Origin of the sequence: Bacillus sp. FSL H8-0534, assembly GCF_038005885.1 — a bacterium.
Classification (GTDB): domain Bacteria; phylum Bacillota; class Bacilli; order Bacillales; family Bacillaceae_G; genus Bacillus_A; species Bacillus_A pseudomycoides.
In genome coordinates this window covers 652,723-670,989 of sequence record NZ_JBBOUC010000001.1, presented here as the reverse complement: position 1 = coordinate 670,989, position 18,267 = coordinate 652,723, and the positions used below count along the sequence as shown (strand labels likewise).

General features: G+C 33.7%; 19 protein-coding genes and 3 pseudogenes. 15 read left to right on the top strand and 7 right to left on the bottom strand.

Going from position 1 to position 18,267, the window contains the following annotated elements; genetic code table 11:
• The first annotated feature begins 118 nt into the window (after window positions 1-118).
• The gene (locus MHH71_RS03705; RefSeq protein WP_006096862.1) at window positions 119-616 is read left to right on the top strand and encodes a DinB family protein; all 498 of its coding nucleotides are present in this window, start codon (window positions 119-121) and stop codon (window positions 614-616) included.
• 347 nt (window positions 617-963) lie between these two features.
• On the opposite strand, the gene MHH71_RS03700 is transcribed toward MHH71_RS03705, so the two are convergent.
• A complete protein-coding gene (locus MHH71_RS03700; RefSeq protein WP_018765174.1) occupies window positions 964-1,236 on the bottom strand; it encodes a hypothetical protein in 273 nt (90 codons plus the stop codon).
• A gap of 451 nt (window positions 1,237-1,687) precedes the next feature.
• Here MHH71_RS03700 and MHH71_RS03695 point away from each other — a divergent pair, with 451 nt between their 5' ends.
• From MHH71_RS03695 to MHH71_RS03675, 5 genes and pseudogenes are all read left to right on the top strand, one after another.
• Window positions 1,688-1,822 carry a hypothetical protein gene (locus MHH71_RS03695; protein ID WP_006096861.1) on the top strand — a complete coding sequence of 45 codons (135 nt, stop codon included), beginning with the start codon at window positions 1,688-1,690 and terminating at the stop codon, window positions 1,820-1,822.
• Window positions 1,823-2,020: 198 nt separating this feature from the next.
• The gene (locus MHH71_RS03690; protein WP_244268585.1) at window positions 2,021-2,506 is read left to right on the top strand and encodes a WYL domain-containing protein; all 486 of its coding nucleotides are present in this window, start codon (window positions 2,021-2,023) and stop codon (window positions 2,504-2,506) included.
• Between the two features lie 1,289 nt (window positions 2,507-3,795).
• Window positions 3,796-4,080, top strand: a pseudogene (locus MHH71_RS03685) (IS4 family transposase); the annotation flags it as partial.
• 207 nt (window positions 4,081-4,287) lie between these two features.
• Window positions 4,288-4,524 carry a hypothetical protein gene (locus tag MHH71_RS03680; RefSeq protein WP_006096857.1) on the top strand — a complete coding sequence of 79 codons (237 nt, stop codon included), beginning with the start codon at window positions 4,288-4,290 and terminating at the stop codon, window positions 4,522-4,524.
• 417 nt (window positions 4,525-4,941) lie between these two features.
• Window positions 4,942-5,136: a hypothetical protein gene (locus tag MHH71_RS03675; protein WP_018780426.1), complete on the top strand. Its 195-nt coding sequence runs from the start codon at window positions 4,942-4,944 to the stop codon at window positions 5,134-5,136.
• Between the two features lie 306 nt (window positions 5,137-5,442).
• Here the strand turns inward: MHH71_RS03675 and MHH71_RS03670 are convergent, their stop codons facing one another.
• Entirely contained in the window at window positions 5,443-5,739 is a 297-nt protein-coding gene (locus MHH71_RS03670) for a hypothetical protein (protein WP_078212241.1), read from the bottom strand.
• A gap of 129 nt (window positions 5,740-5,868) precedes the next feature.
• Between MHH71_RS03670 and MHH71_RS03665 the strand changes: the two are divergent.
• The 3 genes and pseudogenes from MHH71_RS03665 to MHH71_RS03655 form a co-directional block, all read left to right on the top strand.
• Window positions 5,869-6,372, top strand: a pseudogene (locus tag MHH71_RS03665) (Holliday junction resolvase RecU); the annotation flags it as partial.
• Window positions 6,373-6,521: 149 nt separating this feature from the next.
• Window positions 6,522-6,977 carry a hypothetical protein gene (locus MHH71_RS03660; RefSeq protein WP_033799308.1) on the top strand — a complete coding sequence of 152 codons (456 nt, stop codon included), beginning with the start codon at window positions 6,522-6,524 and terminating at the stop codon, window positions 6,975-6,977.
• A gap of 609 nt (window positions 6,978-7,586) precedes the next feature.
• Entirely contained in the window at window positions 7,587-7,838 is a 252-nt protein-coding gene (locus MHH71_RS03655) for a hypothetical protein (protein WP_018780430.1), read from the top strand.
• 770 nt (window positions 7,839-8,608) lie between these two features.
• Here the strand turns inward: MHH71_RS03655 and MHH71_RS03650 are convergent.
• Window positions 8,609-8,800, bottom strand: coding sequence for a hypothetical protein (locus MHH71_RS03650; RefSeq protein ID WP_033799511.1), 192 nt, complete (start codon window positions 8,798-8,800; stop codon window positions 8,609-8,611).
• 295 nt (window positions 8,801-9,095) lie between these two features.
• On the opposite strand from MHH71_RS03650, the gene MHH71_RS03645 reads away from it, so the two are divergent.
• Entirely contained in the window at window positions 9,096-9,290 is a 195-nt protein-coding gene (locus MHH71_RS03645) for a hypothetical protein (RefSeq protein WP_078212172.1), read from the top strand.
• A gap of 546 nt (window positions 9,291-9,836) precedes the next feature.
• On the opposite strand, the gene MHH71_RS03640 is transcribed toward MHH71_RS03645, so the two are convergent.
• From MHH71_RS03640 to MHH71_RS03630, 3 genes and pseudogenes are all read right to left on the bottom strand, one after another.
• Window positions 9,837-10,421: a hypothetical protein gene (locus MHH71_RS03640; RefSeq protein WP_033799512.1), complete on the bottom strand. Its 585-nt coding sequence runs from the start codon at window positions 10,419-10,421 to the stop codon at window positions 9,837-9,839.
• On the bottom strand, window positions 10,408-11,214 hold the full coding sequence (locus MHH71_RS03635) for a hypothetical protein (RefSeq protein ID WP_006097518.1): 807 nt from the start codon (window positions 11,212-11,214) through the stop codon (window positions 10,408-10,410). Before MHH71_RS03635 ends, MHH71_RS03640 begins: the two co-directional genes overlap by 14 nt.
• Before the next feature lie 665 nt (window positions 11,215-11,879).
• A pseudogene (locus MHH71_RS03630) lies at window positions 11,880-12,290 on the bottom strand (TGS domain-containing protein); the annotation flags it as partial.
• A 94-nt stretch (window positions 12,291-12,384) separates the two neighbouring features.
• Here MHH71_RS03630 and MHH71_RS03625 point away from each other — a divergent pair.
• The 5 genes from MHH71_RS03625 (at window position 12,385) to MHH71_RS03605 (ending at window position 17,431) form a co-directional block, all read left to right on the top strand.
• Window positions 12,385-14,184 (top strand): DUF4365 domain-containing protein, encoded by a 1,800-nt coding sequence (locus MHH71_RS03625; RefSeq protein WP_033799513.1) that lies wholly within the window; start codon window positions 12,385-12,387, stop codon window positions 14,182-14,184.
• Window positions 14,185-14,585: 401 nt separating this feature from the next.
• Complete coding sequence (locus MHH71_RS03620) at window positions 14,586-14,900, top strand: DUF3895 domain-containing protein (protein ID WP_006097521.1); 315 nt, start codon at window positions 14,586-14,588, stop codon at window positions 14,898-14,900.
• A gap of 192 nt (window positions 14,901-15,092) precedes the next feature.
• Window positions 15,093-15,359 carry a hypothetical protein gene (locus MHH71_RS03615; protein ID WP_018780437.1) on the top strand — a complete coding sequence of 89 codons (267 nt, stop codon included), beginning with the start codon at window positions 15,093-15,095 and terminating at the stop codon, window positions 15,357-15,359.
• Window positions 15,360-16,093: 734 nt separating this feature from the next.
• Entirely contained in the window at window positions 16,094-16,777 is a 684-nt protein-coding gene (locus tag MHH71_RS03610; protein WP_006097522.1) for a GntR family transcriptional regulator, read from the top strand.
• Window positions 16,778-16,798: 21 nt separating this feature from the next.
• Window positions 16,799-17,431 (top strand): sterol desaturase family protein, encoded by a 633-nt coding sequence (locus MHH71_RS03605; protein WP_003204448.1) that lies wholly within the window; start codon window positions 16,799-16,801, stop codon window positions 17,429-17,431.
• A gap of 483 nt (window positions 17,432-17,914) precedes the next feature.
• On the opposite strand, the gene MHH71_RS03600 is transcribed toward MHH71_RS03605, so the two are convergent.
• Entirely contained in the window at window positions 17,915-18,082 is a 168-nt protein-coding gene (locus tag MHH71_RS03600) for a transposase (protein WP_033799514.1), read from the bottom strand.
• Window positions 18,083-18,267 lie beyond the last annotated feature (185 nt).

Sequence of the window (18,267 nt, the reverse complement as noted above, 5' to 3'; positions counted from 1 at the left end):
CTTATTTTGTTTTCTCTTAATGGTCGTAAATCTTCTATAATATATTTAGTGCATATAAAAGAGACGGAACCATAAAATCAGCAAATTAGAAAATAAAACAGGATGGGAGTCGGTTATTATGGAGCAATCAAATAAAGCGTTTAGCGAGGCATTAGTAAAATCGTTAAGAGGAGAACGAGGACATCTTCCTATCAAGAATGCTTTGTCGGATATAGACTTGGCGCTTGCGGGAAAACGCAGAGAGGAACTGCCTTATTCTATTTATCAATTAGTGAAACATATGACATACTGGCAAGATTTTCTCTTATTATCCGCTCAGGGGGAGAAGCCTGCATTGCCTGCCCATGTGAAAGAGAGCTGGCCTGAAGAAGAATGTCCTGGCAGTGAGGAAGAGTGGAAACAAATTATTCATTATTTTCTTCAAGGGATTGAACAGGCATGCACGATTGCCCAAACTGTTCAATTGGACAAACTATTGGAGAAATGGCCTGGTGAAACCCCGGGCGGTGTGCTACGCAATATTGCATCTCACAATTCCTACCATTTAGGAGAAATTGTGCTGATTCGCAGATTATTTAGTGCTTGGCCACCGCCAACAGGCGGATATCCGGTCTAAACAAGGTTATGAGTGGAACCCTTTCCTTTGAATTGATTCAATATAGTTATATTGCGGATATTAAGTGGATTTTGAGGGGGATGGAAAGTTGTAAGAAGAGTTGAACACTATTATGTGAAGAGACACCGCCTGTTAAAACAGGTGGTTTTTTGCTCTCGATCTATATTCTTTTAGGGGTTCTGTTGCAAAGTTTTCTAAATGAGACTACACTCTAGAAAAAAAGAGTAAGGAGAAACACAAATGCGATATTTTAAGTAAGCGTCAAATCGTCCCACATTTTAATATTCAATTAATGAGGAGATTGAACATCTTTTGTAATTTTATTTAAAATCTATTTACGATTAGTCTTAATTCCTATTTCTAGTATAATGAGTTCCTCTTATTACAATAGTATTTGTGTTTTCGTCCTTTCCACGCTTAAGGTTTCTGGTAAGCTTAGCCATAATGAGCTGGGATTCTGCATCATCTGCACCTTCGATTTTATATAAAAATTTCTTTGCATTTTCACCTGAAAGTACTTTTATAAGCTTATCATACCAATAAATAAGCACCTTATCGTCTTTCTTAACATCATATGAAAAAATTATATCGTTAGTTTGATTCTTACCTTTATCGAACATAGCTATTCCATTCCTTTCGACCATAATGACTATTCATACTTTAGTGGGTGGTAAATAACTTTCTATTGTTAGTTTTCATAGTCGTATTCATGATTATATATATTCGTAATATCTAACCAAAAACCTTCACTATTAGACAAAAATTTCACTGTTATATGATTGTTTGGGCAAGAACTTCTTGATATCCTTGTTTTTGGTTAAAAGGTACCCATATCAAGTATCCAACATAATTGTCTTCTAGTTACAGCAAGTGGGGACAGTTTGATGCTTACGTATATACTTATCTAATGTTCCAAATTTGTTATGTTTCTTATTTAAAATAGAAAGATAACTTTTCTGGAACCAATCCTAGGAAAAATGAATTTTAAAAATTTCTTCGTTTGATTTACGTTTTTCATTTTGCATATATAAACATAAAGTAAGAGAAATAAATGATTCGGAGGAACTAGATATGGAAAATGAAATTTATGTAAGTGACGTAATTACTACAGATGTGTATGTGTCAAAGTTCTATAATGAAAATAAAAATGAAATCGAACGTTCAAGAGAATCTGTATTAAAATTTACAAAAAGAAATGTAGATTAAGTAAACTTACGGGAGTTTATTAGGCTGACAGGATGCGGATGTCATACAGGTTATCAGTAAATAACAATTTTTAATTTTGATGAGTATGTTGGCTCCACACCTTTTTCTTCTTCGTATGAAGTAATTTTAAATAAACTATTCAATATGATTCCTCAGGAAACTTCCGATGTAATTGAGAATACTAGAGACAAAGTCTTGATGTGGCAACCAAATATTAATGTAGATGAAAGGACGCTAAGAAACCTTTATGATGCATCTGTAGAAGAGAAAACTGTAAGTATCTTATATGAAACAGAAGATGAAATATACAGGGAAATAGAACCTATGGGCCTATACGTATATAACGGATACTGGTACTGTCCCTCTTACTGTAGAATGAGAAGAGACATAAGGCTTTTCAGAGTAGATCGAATAAAAAAAACGATTATCAATTCTAACTATCATTCCAGAAATATCCATTTGAACGTTAAAGAATGGTTGTATTCTGAGTATGAATCTAATCCCATAAAGCTCGAAGTGAATTTAAACAAAGAGGGAAAAAGAAAAGCTGAGAGCATGTCATGGTTAAGAGATAATATGGAATACAATTCAGATGGAACCGCAAAAATAACAAAAATATTACCCCTTCAGAAGAGTGGTTTTATGTTGACCTACTTTGGAGTATTGGACATGAGGCGGAAATAATAGAACCTTATTCTATAAAAAATAAGCTTATTGAAAGGGCTAAATCAGTCATAACGAAATATAATAACTTGTAGCTTAATTTGCATTTAATTTTATACTAATAGAAATGATTGCTACATTAGGTGATTGTTCATTTATTCAACTAAAGGGTAAGATTGTGGCATAATATAGATTAAAAATAATCAAACTGTATTTCAAGTCTACAATGGATGATGTTCTTGTTAGCAATGAATTGTAGTTATCTTCTAAAGTCTATTAAAACGCCATAACCCCCTACTCTTGGCCTAGAAAGTAGGGGGGAAAGGATTTGTCGTTTTTTCTTAAAGCACTACACTACATTAAAAAATAGTTGTAGACTGAAATAGAGTTCAATATACACCACCTTCATTTTGAAGTTGAAGGTGGTGTATATACGATTAAATATCTATTTCAAAGGGGGTAATTTTTCTTCTTGGTTTGTTACTTCAATAGAAATAGGAGGAAGTTTCTTATCCCCAATTACAACATACAAATTCCATTTACCGCTCTCAGGAAATTTCATACTTATTGCTTGATGTGAAATAAGCTTTATATTGTTTTTTTTAACAGAATGACTTAGTGGTAGTATGGATAAGTTAGTTTTTTCATAGAAAGAGTGGATAGATTGATCATAGTGGCCCATATGCTTTATGTCTGCAATTTGAATTTCTTGTTTTGTATTTGGATGAATAGCGGTAATTTTAAGTGGTTCATTAGCTATTTGTTTCTCAGTTCCCCATAGAAATCAATCATATGTTTCACCTTTATTTACAACTATAGGTTTCTTAATAAAACCTATCTGGTTTTCGATACCATACAAATCATAAATCCAATGTATACCTTGTTCATGTTCTCTAACTTCAAAAGATGATACATTTTTATTCTCTTGTACAGCCTCAGTTGTTCCATTCCATCCAATGATACCTGTAACAAAGATCCCTATGCTAACACAACCTATAACAATATATGATTTGTATTTAGCCAGTAAGACCCCCTTTTCTAATTATGGTTATATTTCACAAAATAGGTGTGTATTTATTGTGAATTTAAAATCAATTATTCATATAATTTCTGTTCTTAGAACGGTCTTATTTCTCGTTTGAAAATCACATATTAGCTATTTAGTCTAATACTTTATTTTATTTTTTATAGGTGGAAGCCAGTGTAACAATTTATAGTCTACAACTATTTTTGTGTAGAGTAACAATCTTTAGGAGATGAAAAGTTGTTATAGCATATAGTTGGAGTCTAATACATTTTTTAAAACTAAAATGTGCTCCTCTACTATGTTTAAAATGCGCCAACTTCTTTTGCAAAAGAAGAAAAGAGAATTAAGCGAATATAAAGCGATAGGAATGAACCAAGATTATCTATATCTCTTGTATCAAGCTATACAGAAAGACACCCAAGAAATAACAAAGATTCTAATCCGTCTATTCCACCTACTACAGAAAAATGGGCGGAAATCTCATCGATATGAGAAGAAAACAGTCTTTAATATTATGGGTGTTGTCTATGAGTATAGTGAACTTAGAAAACAAAAGAAAGCTGCATAATCTTTAAAAATGATACCTATCTAGGTTTATTTAGCATGCTCATTTTTAATGAATAAAAAGTGTTTTAAGAGTGTTGTAGTTTATTTGAACGAAAGTTCATTTTGTTTCCGTTCTTAAGTTGATGGGCATGGGATGCCCCCTTACGAAGCGGCAACGAAACCAGCACGTAAATATAAGAAGAAACAGATCAGCTAAGGGGGAACAGCCATGACAGTTAAAGAGAAAGCCAGATTAAGAGGTTTCTGGACACATAAACAAACTGGGCAGCATATCGCTGTAACGCGTGTGACGATGTATAGCGAGGTTCATGCGAGGAAAGTGGATTCGCTAGGTCATGAAGTGGGACCAAAGGAAATTATGTTGCTAAGAGATTCGAAGGAAGACTATGTGAAGGGCATGAGGTTATTTCACTTGCAAAAAAAATGTAAAAATATAACAAAATGATACAAAAAAGCGAGAGATTAGGATGGGGGAATTAAACCAAAGCGTTATTTTACAGAAAAAGAACAGCTAGCAAAAGCTAACTGCTGTACTTAATTTATGGCTGATTCCCAAAAAGTGACATACCAACAAAATATAAAATTATTAAAAGGAAAATTGCTATGAAAATAATTAAAGGAATCTTTATCCATAAATTTTTCATCAGTAGACCCCCTTTATTAAGAATATTAACATCTATCTAAAATTTGAACAAAATAGTTATTTAAATGCCAAAACCCTAACGGGGGAGTTAGGGTTTTGGATAAATATTATACATCATGATTAATTAATCAGATGAATCGACATTAGAAATAACATCATATATTTTATAATATATTAATATACAAATGTTACGGAAATGTGAAAAAGGGGAGTTGAAAAGTGAACCGAAAGGAATATGCCGTTTATAAAGGTGAATCGCTCATATGTATCGGTACCATAAAGGAATGCGCTCAACATATGGGCGTGCTTCCTAAGACGATTCACTTCTATAAGACACCAGCATATCAAAGAAGATTGTCAGAAAGAAAGAATCCTAGGAATTACTTAACTGTTACGGAACTTGAGGAAGATTAGTATAAAAATTTCATTTTGTTTTAAAACAAAAACCCTAGCTCTGTACATACAGTGCTAGGGAGAAGGTATAACAGCTCACTTTATTTGTTCTTTTTTATTCTAACGTAATATTACGTTAGAAGCATCAGGTAAATGTAACCAATTGTATAACAAAGCAGCTAGCAAAAGCTAACTGCTCAGCCCTTAGGGGAAAGGGAGAAAGAGATTAGGGAACTACAGATTTGGATTATAGCTGTTTATCAGCCTACTTACAGTATGGACGGGATTTTGAGATTTATTCAGGGGGAGATACTTAAGGAATGCTTTTTAACTTAATGCATATCCAACAACCAAAGTAAGCGTTAAAAACACAGATAATAAAAATGTTAGTAGAACTGTTACTATGCTTCTAAGCATTGTTATCCAATTATTCATCTTAGAGAATCCTATAATGCCAGCAAAAAAGGTTCCTATTGTAAAAACTAGTAAAAAAAATAAAGGGTGGACATGTATTAAATTCATAAAAGATTTAAACATTTCAGGCGAAACTTCAAAATACAAGCGGAATAAACCGATGCAAATTAATGAACAAATAAAGGACCATAGATTGATGTTATGTTTCATGTTTTCTCCTTCGTTGGCAAAGTAATTTTCATTTAATTTTAATGGAAAATATAAGAAAAAGATACTAGATATGAATTTGAATAAAGTTTTTAACAAAATAATCCTTTTAGAAGAAAGTGAGGAATAACAATGGGCTTAGGAAACCGAGGAATGGCATTTGAGATGCTTATCAATCTATTGAATGAAATGTACCAACGTGAGGGAGTAGCGCTTATAAACAAGCGTCCGACTCCTGTGAAGGTGTTAAAAAGTAAAGGTGGACGGGTGTTAAACGGATTCTATGAATCTAAAAGTACAGTGGATTATGACGGTGTTTATAAAGGACAAGCTGTTGCATTTGAAGCGAAATCAACACAAAGTCTTACAAGATTTGATTTAAGTAACATCGCACAGCACCAATTAGATTATTTGGAGAAAGCGGAGAAGATGGGAGCGGTGTGTTTCTTCCTTATAGAATTCAGTAAGGATCAGACAGTATTCCTTGTATCATCTTCAGTAATTCAATCTTATGTAAAGATGTCGCATCAGCCAAATGGGAAGAAGTCTATACCAAGAGCAGATTTCGATATTTATGGATACTTAGTGGATCAGACGGAAAGAGCGCCAGTTGATTACTTACGATATGTTGATGAATTAGCGGTTTAAATGGATAACGGAACCATGACTAACAGTGTGGTGGGGGCTGTATTGTAGTTATCGTTCCCTTATTCAGAAGATAAGTATTAAAATTTCACATACCTTATGTGATTGTAAAAACTAAAATTGAAATAGGGGGATTTAACATGACAGGCATTTACCAAGACTTAGGCGAAGAAATCGAAATGATGAAGATTCAATTGAAAGATTTGAAGATTGAGCATAAATATCTGTTGAAAAACATGGAAATGAATGCTCCTAAGTTTAATGGAGTGACGGATTATAGTGCGGAACGTGTTACTGGGGGACAAGTGCCTTTAGCATTAGATGAGATTGAAGGTCGTCATGATCGCATTATGGAGAAGTCACAGTACTTACAACAGCGTATTGCGGATAAACAGTCGGTGATGGGAGAATTGCGTTTTGTTATGAATAAGAAGAAGGGGTTAGAGCAACAAATTGTATATATGCGTGATGTATTAGGGTTAACATTGAAAGAGATTGCTAGTGAGACAGGATATAGCTACCAACACATTAGACGAGTAAGTAGTAACATGAAGAAGTGCTACAATCATGCTACAAACGTGCAACACTGCTCTTGATTAATCACTGATATACTATTAGTAGTGAGAGGTACACACGACCACCGTCTTGCGTCATGCCGTTTCATGTTTTCTACATTTGAAAATGGAATGGGGTGGTTCGCATGATTGAATGAATCGCACATTTCAAAAACTGTAGTACAAGAACAAAATCTTCGTCGATTTGAACGGCATTACACTTTTATCGATTACTCACGAATTTTTGATAAGCAGAGAGCTTCCGCTCTTTGTTTGAGCCAATACAGTGGTTATCCCCTCCGCCTAAATGTGTTGGTTCACGCAAGGCGTCGGAAGAAATGATACGTCTTGATATAGGTTAAAGGACCTTTATAAGAGAGGACCCATACCTCTCGAAGTTTACGGACTATAAACGAGAAGACTTTCGTTCTTCTCCAAGTCACTGACAAGATATAGTATTGATGCGGTGACTTGGAGAAGATTGAGAGTAATCTTGACCTTGAATTGATTCATTTTCGAAATTCTCCTTTCGTGAATGTTTCTCCCATCCCTTTGGAAAGCTGTCACTTCGGTGATAGGTTCTTATTTATTTGAATAAAAGGATAATTATGGTTTTTGTTGAATAAATAGAATGGGAAAGGTGGAGAAATTATGCAATATGTAGAAATGTTGAAAGAATTAGCGATTGGAGGAATATATACCGAAAAACAAATTTCTAATTTGTTATGCAATAATAGAAAAGAATTAACTATTTTATGCGATTCTGTATCAAAATTCGGTGAATCTGAAACAGAAAGATTTCAAGTGATGGGTAAATATGAAATATACGTTCATAGAAATGAAGGTTACTCTTATCATGCACCATCAAGAAAGACAATGGTTTATGTTATAGAAAAGATTTAAAAGCATCCATAAACGGTTGCTTTTTTCTTTGTTATATAGAAATTACACAATAAACGTAATTGAAGAATGATTTAGGTATAACACGAATTGATAATCATAAAATGATAAAGAACGGACCTCAACATGTTACTCCATATATTTCACGAGAGAGCACTTACTGGGGTAGTGCTCTCTTTCGTTTGCACATAAGGAAGTTCTTGGCATACAATATTAGGTCAACATAAATACACCATTACTCGCATAAAGAGCTCTATAAATAGGGATAGAGCTCTTTTATTTGCACCTTTTGAGATGGACAAGCATATATTATAGTGTGGGACAACCTCTCTCAGGTCCTATTCAATACTCATTGAAAACTCCTACACATTTGGGCATCTACTGATGTGGATGCTCTCTTTTTATGCACTATTCGAATAGTACAAGCATATACTGCTTGTACCTCATTAACTTTAGTAACATTAACTTTCGTTAATGGGGATTCTCATAATCCTTTAAAGGGCGCTCGCGGAAACGGGTGCTCTTTTTATTTTGGACAAATGGACATTTGAATGGATGGATAATATTGTGGAAACTGAAACATTGGTTGATTAAAGTATTGGCAGGTAAAGATTCTGTTATGTTGAATATGGACGTTAGCGGAGAAATGGAAATAAATAATAAACCCGATAACAGAATGCTTATTAAACACAATACATTTAGAAGTATATAAAAGAGGTGCAACTGTAGATGAGTTACACCACTTTTGTTTATTTTGTTTCATTTCCGCTAAATCAACCATCTTCTGATCTGACGCGCATGTTTTCTTTGTTACAACCTACAAATTTTCCGCATGAAGGACAATTTACTGTATTACCTGCTAGCATACTAGTATCAAGTGAATTCATGTCACCGAAGAAGATAGGAGATGGAAACCAAGTTTTGCAATTAGTAAATTGGATTTCTAGAGTTTTTACTTTAGACATGTATTTCACCTCCTTCAAAAATACATACTTCGACTTTTGGTGATATAAATCCTGCTAGAATGTGGGGGGATTTAAAAGAGGTAATGAGATGTATATAACAATAACTATCTTAGGCGCTGCCGTGATCGGTACAGCGTCTTATTTGTTGTTAAGGGTGAACTAGATTTACAATTTGAAGATTAAATACGAATATTATTACTCTAAAATGCAGAATATAGACTAGTAAACAAGCCGTTTTTAACTTTTAATAATAGAATATGATGAATTCTATTATTAAGAGAAGGTAATCATATTTATGGGATGCAATGGTAATTTCAGACATTTCCGTGATTGTAATAGATTTTGGGATGATTTAATGTTTTGCAGACGCAGACATAGAGATTTTGATGACTGTCGTTGTAGACGTGACCGTGATTGCGATTGTGATGAATGTCGTCGCAGACGTAACCATCATCATGACTGTGATCGTGATAATCGTCGTGATTGGTAAAGTCCTTTGAATGAGTGCGCTTCTTCACAGCACTCTTTTTTTGTTTATGGGTTTTCTGAATTAATACTCATTAAATATGAAGAATCTAGTTGCAATTCGATTTAAGGCATAACAAAACAAACGAAAATAGAGATAGTTAACAAGGTGAGGTTTATGTAGGAAATAACGGTGTTTGGGTGCTGAAAATAGTGTAAAATCAGCAATGTATAAAGGGTACGGAAGGGTAACTTTCTCGAAAGTGGAACAAACGTTGATATGACGGCATATTTCCCAGAAATCTAGTTTACATAACCTTTATTATACCAGTGAAACCCCTTCAGTTTAAAGGTGAAGGGGTTTCTTGTAGAATTATATATAGATACACTTACTATTTGGCCCAGTACCAGCGTTGCTGTAACCAGGGACAAAGTAATTTGATTTGTAAAAGAACGAACGTTTTTGATTAAACTTAATTTTAAAGGTAAACTTTTTTCGTTTTTGAAATATGATTTTATCTTACCTTGGTGGCGATGGGGCATGGCCGACAAAATGATTATACGAACCAACCTAATTGTCCCTAGGTGTTGAAAAGTATTGCAGGATACTCTGTACAACCTTGCTTTGAATGTCACCATGATGTTGAAAGTGCACCAATTCATAGGACCAGAAGTGACATACTGTAGTATCTCCATTCTCTATCCATGGCTGTGTTTCTATGTGGTTTCCAGTCACATCTATTTGTTCAGATGTGTTAGTCTCAAAAATTGCGTACTTTAACCACCAATAGTAAAGCTTTTTCTTTAACTCTATAGATGTGTAAGGTTCGGGTAGAGTGAATACACCTACGTTTACAGTAGGTCCTAAAGTCGGATAATTAGTATGGTAAAACTGTACGTTTACAAACACAACTTTAAGGTGTTGCTCTGCAACCCTAACATACACTCTGCACATGAACTGGGGAAAGAACGTGTTAAACTGTTCCGTCGTTTGGGTTATACTTTTGCTGGTTTCGGAGCCAAGAGTGTTTCCAAACAAAGGCATCAAATTAAGCTCTGATAGTTGTGTGTCAACATCCCGTAGTATTAATATACTATTAGAATACATCTCTCTTACATTCTGAATAGACATCTTTAAAATCTCATTTGCATTCATGTGCATCTCCTCCATATTTCCAGTCTAGTGGTTCATGTGTTTGTAAGGAACTCCAATCAAGGGCGTTGTTAGAGTGGGTAACATATGCCCAGGTGCTAAATGTTACCGATTGAAGAGGAGTAGGCTGTGTAAAACAAACAAGCTCCTTCTTTTCTAGATATTGTCTTAAAATGTCCAGTATCCTTCTATCTTTGTTGATCATAGTGGAAGAATTCTGATGGATTGCGCTATAAAATTCTTTCCACGGCAACCAGTATAAATGATGTTTTTGGCCAGCATTAGATATTTGAATGCTGGAGGAACTTTGGTTTAACTCTTCAACTGGCAGGGCTGTATCATTAGTTAGGTAGAGTAAGATGGTTCCAGCTATTTCAGAAGGGTTAATAGAAAACGTCCTGTAAAACTCTTGTGTATGTATGTCTTCATATTCTCTAGCCAATTGGTCACGTTGTTGTACAGTTCTTTCCTCAATGGCTACAGTCTTATCTTCTTCGCTGGATTTCTTAGAGAAATACTTAGCTTCTATACAGACGACATACAGGGTTTCGGCAGCTGTCTTTAATAACACAATGACATCTGGTTCACTTAGCGGAAGCCGCGGCCAGAAATAGAATCGAGCATCCTGAAACTCCTCATTAAGCTGAGGATGCTGTCCCTCTGTGTTCATAGCTTTTTGTAAAACAGCTACAAGAAAAGCAGGGGAGGATAGAAACTGTAAAGAGCCGATTACCGAGGAGGTAAGTAAATCCTCACTGGTACTAGAGAACTTTGCATTAATCTCTGCCTGTAACATGAAAACCCTCCTTTTAGGAGTAATGTGTTGTTATAAATGAAAATTAAGGCTGTTTACTTGCATCAACCTTACCCTGGAGTTGTCCTCTCACCATCAACTTAAAGTAGTTAAGTCCTCCGTATAGTTCAGATAAAGCCCCTATCTACATACAGGTGATAAACCTTATTATATCAACGTTTTAACATGTGTATCAATCAACATTTTACAGCGAACCATCGATCGTGTTTTTGTATTTTCTCTAAACATACTTAAAGACCTGGATTTAAAATAAAGTTACGATGTTTCTATAATCTTTTAATAATAAATTAGTTGAAAATAAAAGACTACATACTATACGCGAAAGAGTATAAAACAGAAAAATTATGTATAAAGGGTTGATTGGTTTTGGAAGAGGAAGAAGCCCATAGCGGGAGGCGTATCCGCAGATGCGTAGCATCGAGGACCTAAGAAAATAAGAATAATTAACTAAACAAGCGATTATAGATTAAATAAAATAATCAGCTATCTAGACAAACGGGTGAGTTATTCACTAATATATATCCTTAAAAATTTATTTTAGACTATAGGAAAAAATGGTAGACTGTTAAAAAATAGTTGTAGAATAATAAAGGTGTTTTCCATATGTGAAAACACCTTTTGCTAACATATATTCCGCTATCAGAAGTTTATCTTTTTAACTCTTTATAAATTTCAAGTTGAGCTTTAGAGCTATTAGCGAAATTTAACCAATCATTCCTCACATTACTTTTATTATCAGTAACCAAAAGTTCTACAATATCTAGATGTGAAACATTTGTTGTTATTGATTTTGTTACCCCATTAATTTTAGCACCTGACATATGCTTAGCCGTCTCATGATTTAGTGCAAAAGCAAAGTCAATTACAGTAGCGCCTTGTGGCAGATGAATAGGGTCTAATTTAGGTGTAAATACAACGATGGTGTCTTGAAATAATTCAAATGATACTAAATCATAAAATTCGAGAGCGTCTTGAGTGACTAAATTATTAGTTATAATAAACTGGTCCATCAACTTATAAATAATATCTTGCATGTCCTTATCAGTTATACTTTTTGTGGGCAATTATTCGGAATTTTATGTATGCTGAATTAGATTATGGAGATTACACTTGATATAATTATATAAATAAACAAATAACAGAGGTATGGAAATGGCAAAGTTGTCTAGTGCAAAATTAGAAAGGATAGCTGTCGAAGCAATTACTGCGTTTGCGAATAAACCAGATGCCTTTCTCAGATCGAATATTCCAGTAGGAGATAAAGGAATATCATTTGATTGTGATATTGAGGTTTTTAAAGATGATTCAGAATCTGTAGGTTCATTGCTTGGCAAAGTGCCAGTGCAAGTAAAAGGAACGGAAGTAAAAGAATTTACGAGGGGAATTCGAACGTTTTCAATTGGTTTGGATCATTACCGAAATTACTATAATAGTCAGGGTGTAGTGTTTTTTGTGGTCGAAATAAAAAGAAATGGAGACTCAGAGATTTTCTACAAACAACTACTACCTACTGAAATCAACGAAGTTCTTAAAAAATATGGGGAAGAAAAAGAACAAAAACAAAGACGCATTGAACTGAGAGCTCTTAGTGAAACGGATTTAACTAGTGTATGTACCAAGTTCTTGGCTGAATCAAAGAAACAACCAATCATTCTTATTGAAAAAAGTCCCTTTAGTCGTGAGGATTATCATACATTTGAATTAACGAGCTTAACTTATAACCCTACAAAAACATCTACAAGAAATATATTCGAGCATGATTTTACTATGTATGGTGTTCATGGTGAATTATCCGTTCCACTTAATCAAGGTCGAATAGAGGCGGTTTTACTTGAAATACAGGAAACGGTGACGATAGATGGATGTTTATATGAATTACAAGTAAATATAGCGGAAGAGGAAAAGAAAGTCGTCCTGTTAATTGAAAATTCTTTGGAATTTTCATATGAAAAAGGAAGTACAAAGTTCAATTTCAAAATTATAAAGCTGCACTCTTTGGCTAGTCAGCTTAAAGTATTACCGTTGCTTTTACATATTTTTTCTGGAAAAATCATCTCATTCGAAGAGTTAAAGTTAACGTTTGATATTGGGGCTATGAGTAAACGTGAAGAAATTTATGGAGCCATTGTGAAACTGCATACTACGTTCCTAACTTTGAAGGAAGTCTTTCAACAATTAGAGATAAATGAAGAAACTGTATTTGGAGATGAAGATACAGATATTGGTAGATTTGTTGATCAAATCGAGGCGTTTAATAAGATGATACTTGAGGATGATATGAGTAATTATAAAATAGATGAACTGCATGAAGCTAAGTTTGTAGTATTTAATATTGGCTCAAACAAAATAATTTTATTCTACAATCCATCATCAACGCCAAAATTAATAAATGCTTTTTCAGAAGAGTTGTTAAACGGGCGAACTCATATTATCAATGAAGATGTTCAATTATGCTATACTCCCTATGTATTATTAAATTCGTCAGGAATGGCATATGGGGTGAATGTAAAGAAAAAAGTAATTAAAGAGTCGTTTAACCGCATTAATCCATATGAAACCCCAGAACTAGCAAACTGTACAAATCATTTTTGTTTGATGTGCATGACTGTATTCGATCTTACAGAAGATGCGGAATGGCTCCATTTAGCAGAACATTTGTATAGCAAATATTCAGGGGAGCACTTAACAGATGCTATTGTTTTCATTAATCAACTTCAAATCAAATTACGAAGAGAAAGGGTTATTACAGAAGCAGAAATGAGGAAACTATTTAAATTTAAACAAAGAAATACAGAAAATCTAGAAATGCAGTTTTGTGCCAACGTATTGTTGGGAAGTGCACGTGAAGCGAAATTATTATTCGAACAATTTGAAACGGCGGATCAGGAGCGTTATAAGGAGTTACCAATTTACAAACTCTTTAATGATATGAGTGCTACAGTACCTGTATAGTATCTATACTATACTACATCTCACAATGTGTAGCAGGTGTGAAATAGAGTAATTGAAATAGGATACATAAACATTTCTGATCTAGAAATTGTTCATGTATCCTATTTTTTATGTTATTTTAATGAGTTCAAATTATATATAACGTAAGAAATCTCTTTCTAAAAAAGTATCCATATCCTTGTCTTTCTACAATAATAAAGAAATATGGTAATGGAAAACTTCTGCCAGCGCTGTCCATCCTTTTATAATGAACTCTTCAATAGATACCAGAACGTATATTTGGTATAATCAAAACATGCTACTAGAAGCTTAATAGTATGGAAATTAAGCTTTGCAAGTATTAATAGAATAAGCGAACAATTTATACTTTGCAAAGTCATTGTTAGAAAGGAATAGATGAGATGAATCAAATTTCATTTGAAGATTTATTTGATGAGAATGTAGTGGAGGCGACCGAGATAGAAGTACCTTTATCTTCACTGCAGAAAGATATCTTGGAATTACTCAATTCTGAAGAAATAAGTGCAATGCAGCTATGTGAAAAATTAATACTATCAGGAAAAATACCTAATGAAAGATTCACAACCGATAAGCCTAAAGCTTACGGACAAGTATGCTTAATTCTTGAAGGTTTTGTTATTGAAGGAAAGCTTACTTTTATAAAAAATGATGAGAAAAGAGATAGATTATATAAAATGAAAGAAGAAGTTTCTTAATGCTTCAAAAGCGTATAATACCCAGATTAAATACGCTTAAAATAACGTGTTTTTTTATTTAAGTGGGTATAATTCTGTCATTTTTTATGACAGAATTATACCCACTTACTCTACGAATTTACTCTTTCTATATTATGCTTTACGCAGTCTAAGACTCCTTTTGCTTTCAAAATAAATAGACAGGAGAATAGAATGGGATATCAATATGAAATATTTATGTTTTGGTATGTAGGTTTTATTTTCTGGGTGTTACTATTAATTTCTTTAATAACTTTTATTGTCGCTATAAAACGAGAATCTTGGATAATGACACTTGTCAGCCTCATTTTAATAATTCCTAATGTTATATTCATGCTAATAGATAAGTTGGAATTAATTATATATCTAGCTTTAATTTTACCTATCTTACAAATTTTAATGGTAGTTAAATTTATAAAAAAAGGCATGGGTTTAACATGAAAAGTTAAAAAAGTTAGAGAGGGAATTTTCAGTCATAGAAGCAGCTTGATTATGCGTATCTGCATTTCGAATTTAAAATTAATTTTAAGGATAGTCCTAGATCTTTAAATTTTATTGAAAATATCGTGTATTTGTTGATTTGAAATAAAGTTCAACCGTTTTGAAATTATCAATACCTAAAACGTAAAAAGTCATAAAAAATAAAGGGTGATACATATTATACATATTAGTCATGTATAATATGTATCACCCTTGTAATTCTTGTTCCACAATCGCGCCCTTTAATGGAATAAATAAAACATGGTCTCAATCTTTAAATTCAATTAATTCTTCTTTCACTATAGCACCCGTTACTTTAAGTACAATTCTTCACATACTTTAAAATATAAAAGGTTGATCATCTATTTTGAACAGATATTCTAACATTCATTCTTATAAATTATGTAGTTGCTAAAACTAATAATTTTCATAAGGTTGAATAAAAACCTCATTTACTTTATGATACGGTTCTCCGTTGTATATCTAAATGAGTTTTTTTCTCTTTTATAAATATCCTAACAACGCATTTAAGCAATCATTTTCCATCCTACTAAGTAGTTTACGGGCTTGTTCGATAATTCTATTTATAAAAATTCGCTCCTTTTTTATTGACAGAAAATTCAAATTCATTATATAATTTTTGGTATTACCAATGTCTTTAACATGTATTACCATAAAATAAAGGGGACGATGGTTTGAAAGAAAAGGAACGCTCCTCAGATAAAATTGAGAATGAATTAATTAGATCCATATTGGCTGGTGTTTATTCTGTAGGAAGTACTTTACCGCCGGAAAGAGAGCTTGCGAAAGAATTTGGTGTTGGTCGCCCAACTATTCGGGAGGCGCTTCAACGTTTAGGAAGGAGTGGATGGATAACAGGGAGAAAAGGAATGCCAGCGCGTATTAATGATTATTGGAGCAATGGGAATCTAACGACACTTATTAATATTGTTGAGAATCATCATACCATTACAGATGAATTTATTATGTACTTATTAGAATTTAGAAGTTCGTTGACTCCGACTTATATTCGTGATGCTGTTACGTTTAATCAACCTAAAGTGGTTGCTCTCCTTGCCAATCTTGAGCAGCTTGAAGATAGTGCAGAAAGCTATGCAGCATTTGATTGGGATTTGCAAAAAAGGTGTGCTGGGCTTGCGGCCAATCCGATCTTTCTACTCATTTTAAATAGCTTCGATTCCATTTATGTAGATATGGGGAAAAGATATTTTTCTGTAAAAGATCATCGTGGGTTGTCCTTCAACTATTACCACGACTTATTAAAAGCTGCATTAAAGGGAGATGCAATTGAAGCGGAAAGATTGTGTAAGACAACAATGGAGAAAAGCTTGGCTCTCTGGAAAGATAGAAAAAAATAAAGAAAGCTGGAGGCGTAATAAATGAAACTAAAATATTTTAAAGAATATTTTTCCTACCCTGATATATTGATCATGAGCTGTTTTTTCCTCATTAGCTTTGGATTTATGATTCTACATTTAATCTCTATCGGAATTTGGGGTGCTTTTATTTTGGGAATGATTATGTATTCCGTAGCTGAGTACGCTACTCACAGGTTTATTTTTCATCTAAAGCCACCAAAGAATGCATTTTTATTAAAAATGCTTAAGCGCCTACATTATGACCACCATACAAATCCGAATGAATTACATTTATTATTTTTACCCTTATGGTATAGTGTACCCAACATTGCAATTGCAGGAGCAATTTTTTATTTTCTTTCATCCAGCTTTTTCATGACAAACGCATTTATTGCAGGTATTATGCTCTTTTTATTATTTTATGAGTGGAAGCATTATATCGCGCATCGCCCCCTTCAACCAATATCACCATGGGGGCGCTGGATGAAAAAGGTTCATTTATGGCATCACTTCAAAAATGAAAATTACTGGTATGGTGTTACGAACCCAGCCTATGATTTTCTCATGGGCACCTTTAAAGACCAAAAGGATGTTGCCCAAAGTAAAACTGCTAAAAATCTAGAAAAACGTGGTGACCAGAAAATAGAATTATAAAAAATAATCCATTGTCATCATCCTGGAAATGTCGAATGAATTTTGCAGCTTCGACATTTCTCAGGGAGTGACAGGCATTTTTTCCTATTGAGTAGTAAGTATGGTAATAGATTGCATAAGACTCGTTTGAAAGTTTTTCTTACCGAAAAATGCATCGCGTTTGCCCCAGTGATTTCTTTAGCGACTCGTTCCAGAAGAATCTTTGTATCAACAGAAAATTTCCGCGTAAAGCTATGGCACCTGACAATGTTATTGCGGAGAAACTCGGAATATTCAGGCGTGAAAGCATGACGAATACAGCCCCTCATCCCTGCATAACCATAGGAAATCTCCGATGCGGCCCGATAAAACAAAATCATCCCGTCAGCACGGCTTGATTCAGGGTGCAACCTGAGTTCCGTAATATACGAAACTAAGCGCTTCACCACTACTGTCCCTTGCTCAGTCGCTTCCCACCATTCTAATAAACGCTGTTGTTTCTCTTCAGTCATCCATGTATAACTTGTTCAACAAACCTTTATAATCTTTTGTTACTTCCCAAAAATAATCAAAAAACTGCTTTAGGGCATAACAGTATGTTTTTAGTGTATTGCTGCTTTTTTCTGCTGCATCTAAATACTTCAAATACTTCATCACCGGAACTAAAGGCATTCCTCCTTCATCAAAAAGTAATACCTTTTCTTACTACCATCAAGTAACACTTCCTGTACTTTCATAACATCCTCCACCTTAAAACATAAGATCATATAGTAAACATATTAAACTAGAATTTTTAAATATAGTTTATAATTCTAATATGTATTAAAAAGAGGATATTAGCTCTTATATTGAACTAA

What these genes read in the sequence shown, in the direction of transcription:
- MHH71_RS03700 (WP_018765174.1), bottom strand. Translation starts at nt 1,236, where the DNA reads ATGTTCGATAAAGGTAAGAATCAAACTAACGATATAATTTTTTCATAT.
- MHH71_RS03635 (WP_006097518.1), bottom strand. Translation starts at nt 11,214, where the DNA reads ATGTTACAGGCAGAGATTAATGCAAAGTTCTCTAGTACCAGTGAGGAT.
- MHH71_RS03645 (WP_078212172.1), top strand. Translation starts at nt 9,096, where the DNA reads ATGGGATGCAATGGTAATTTCAGACATTTCCGTGATTGTAATAGATTT.
- MHH71_RS03680 (WP_006096857.1), top strand. Translation starts at nt 4,288, where the DNA reads ATGACAGTTAAAGAGAAAGCCAGATTAAGAGGTTTCTGGACACATAAA.
- MHH71_RS03605 (WP_003204448.1), top strand. Translation starts at nt 16,799, where the DNA reads ATGAAACTAAAATATTTTAAAGAATATTTTTCCTACCCTGATATATTG.
- MHH71_RS03620 (WP_006097521.1), top strand. Translation starts at nt 14,586, where the DNA reads ATGAATCAAATTTCATTTGAAGATTTATTTGATGAGAATGTAGTGGAG.
- MHH71_RS03625 (WP_033799513.1), top strand. Translation starts at nt 12,385, where the DNA reads ATGGCAAAGTTGTCTAGTGCAAAATTAGAAAGGATAGCTGTCGAAGCA.
- MHH71_RS03670 (WP_078212241.1), bottom strand. Translation starts at nt 5,739, where the DNA reads ATGAAACATAACATCAATCTATGGTCCTTTATTTGTTCATTAATTTGC.
- MHH71_RS03615 (WP_018780437.1), top strand. Translation starts at nt 15,093, where the DNA reads ATGGGATATCAATATGAAATATTTATGTTTTGGTATGTAGGTTTTATT.
- MHH71_RS03705 (WP_006096862.1), top strand. Translation starts at nt 119, where the DNA reads ATGGAGCAATCAAATAAAGCGTTTAGCGAGGCATTAGTAAAATCGTTA.
- MHH71_RS03650 (WP_033799511.1), bottom strand. Translation starts at nt 8,800, where the DNA reads ATGTCTAAAGTAAAAACTCTAGAAATCCAATTTACTAATTGCAAAACT.
- MHH71_RS03600 (WP_033799514.1), bottom strand. Translation starts at nt 18,082, where the DNA reads ATGCCTTTAGTTCCGGTGATGAAGTATTTGAAGTATTTAGATGCAGCA.
- MHH71_RS03640 (WP_033799512.1), bottom strand. Translation starts at nt 10,421, where the DNA reads ATGAATGCAAATGAGATTTTAAAGATGTCTATTCAGAATGTAAGAGAG.
- MHH71_RS03695 (WP_006096861.1), top strand. Translation starts at nt 1,688, where the DNA reads ATGGAAAATGAAATTTATGTAAGTGACGTAATTACTACAGATGTGTAT.
- MHH71_RS03690 (WP_244268585.1), top strand. Translation starts at nt 2,021, where the DNA reads ATGTGGCAACCAAATATTAATGTAGATGAAAGGACGCTAAGAAACCTT.
- MHH71_RS03660 (WP_033799308.1), top strand. Translation starts at nt 6,522, where the DNA reads ATGACAGGCATTTACCAAGACTTAGGCGAAGAAATCGAAATGATGAAG.
- MHH71_RS03655 (WP_018780430.1), top strand. Translation starts at nt 7,587, where the DNA reads ATGCAATATGTAGAAATGTTGAAAGAATTAGCGATTGGAGGAATATAT.